Raw genomic sequence first — 1,646 nt, 5'->3', positions numbered from 1 at the left:
GCCGCGCTGCGCGGTGAGTGGGGCGCGGTCGGCCGCGACGCCGGGCGGGCGGAGTCGGCGGGCCCGGGCGGACTCGTCGACGACGACGTGGCGCTCACTCGCGCGTGGGGCTTCGACCTCGCCGACGTGCGCGTCCCGGTGCTGCTCGTGCAGGGCGAGCTCGATCGCGTGATCCCGCGGGCGCACGCCGTGCGCCTCGTCGCCGGCCTGCCGGACGCCCGACTGTGGATGCGCCTCGACGACGGGCACGTCGCGGTGCTCGAGGTGGTGCCCGAGGTGCTGGACTGGCTGGTGGAGCGAACGGGTCCGCCTCCGGGATCCGCCGCGTCGCCGGCCGATGCCCCCGACGCCTCCGATGCCTCCGATGCCTCCGATGCCTCCGATGCGGACGACGCCGCGGTCGGCTAGGGGGCGACCCGCTTCTTCGATCCCGCCCAGTCGACGAGGCGCTCGGCGTCCCACGTCGTGACGATCCGCTCCGGCGGGATGCCGGCCGCCTCGGCGCGAGCGGCGCCGAGCGCGAGGAACCCGAAGTGGCCGGGCGCGTGCCCGTCGGTGTCGATCGAGAACCGGCAGCCGGCCTCGATCGCGATCGCGATGAGGTCGTCGGGCGGGTCCTGGCGCTCCGGCCGGGAGTTGATCTCGACCGCGACGTCGTGCTCGGCGCACGCGGCGAACACGGCCTCGGCGTCGAACTCCGACTGGGGGCGGGTCCCGCGCGAGCCCTGGACGAGCCGGCCCGTGCAGTGCCCGAGCACGTTCATGCGCGGGTCGCGGATGGCGCGGAGCATCCGCTTCGTCATCACGTCGCGCGGCGCGCGCAGCTTCGAGTGCACGCTCGCGACCACCACGTCGAGGCGGTCGAGGAGGTCGGGACGCTGGTCGAGGACGCCGTCCTCGAGGATGTCGACCTCGATGCCGGTGAGTATCCGCACGCCGAGGTCGCCGCGGTCGCGCGCGTCGCCCGCGTCGTCGCGGTCGGGCTCGCCGAGCCCCGCGTTCAGCGCTCCCACGATCTCGAGCTGCGACTCGAGCCGTTCCGGGGAGAGGCCGTTCGCGACGCGCAACGTCGGCGAGTGGTCGGTGAGCGCGAAGTACTCGAGGCCCGCGGATGCCGCGGCGCGCGCCATGGCCGCGATGCTCGTCGTGCCGTCCGACCAGTCGGAGTGCGCGTGCAGGTCGCCGCGGAGGAGCGCGCGGAGGCCCGTCGCGGTCTCGACGCCCGCCTTCTCGCGGAGGTCGGCGAGGTAGCCGGGCACCTTCCCGTCGAGCGCCTCGACGATCACGCCGAGGCTCGAGTCGCCGATGCCGGGCGTCCGCTTCAGTCGGCCGTCGGCGGCGCGGGCGCGGAGCTCGTCGTCGTCGAGCGGGCCGATCACGCCCGCCGCACGGCGGAACGCCTTGGCCTTGAACGGCGACGCGAGCTGCACCTCGAGCAGCGACGCGATCTCCTCCAGCGCCTGTACCGGGTCCATCGCTCCAGTCTGCATCGAGATGCCGCGCGGCGTCGCCGCCCTCCCTCGGACGTTCGGGAGGAAGTTCCCGGCGACACGCCGTGCGGCGGGGTGCTTCCGCCGGCGCGGCGGGCGGAACTTCCTCCCGAACATGTGGGCGAGCCGGGGGCGCGGGCGGGCGGGGCGCGCGGG

At 75.3% G+C, this 1,646-nt stretch carries 2 protein-coding genes; one reads left to right on the top strand and one right to left on the bottom strand.

Annotation, left to right across the window (positions count from 1 at the left end; genetic code table 11):
- Positions 1 to 408, top strand: a 408-nt coding sequence (locus ESO86_RS16555) for an alpha/beta fold hydrolase (RefSeq protein WP_165308193.1), incomplete at its 5' end; no start/stop codon positions are given.
- Here ESO86_RS16555 and ESO86_RS16550 read toward each other — a convergent pair.
- Positions 405 to 1,475, bottom strand: a complete 1,071-nt coding sequence (locus tag ESO86_RS16550; protein WP_129235914.1) for a PHP domain-containing protein — start codon at positions 1,473 to 1,475, stop codon at positions 405 to 407. The genes ESO86_RS16555 and ESO86_RS16550 overlap by 4 nt on opposite strands.
- Positions 1,476 to 1,646: the final 171 nt, after the last annotated feature.

Source organism: Agromyces binzhouensis, assembly GCF_004135055.1.
GTDB classification, from domain to species: Bacteria; Actinomycetota; Actinomycetes; order Actinomycetales; family Microbacteriaceae; genus Agromyces; species Agromyces binzhouensis.
The sequence above is the reverse complement of the archived record's forward strand: the minus strand, read 5'-3'. Positions and strand labels throughout refer to the sequence as shown.

Bases quoted from the DNA above. Each gene is read 5' to 3' on its own strand.
- ESO86_RS16550 (WP_129235914.1), bottom strand. From the start codon at position 1,475: ATGGACCCGGTACAGGCGCTGGAGGAGATCGCGTCGCTGCTCGAGGTG.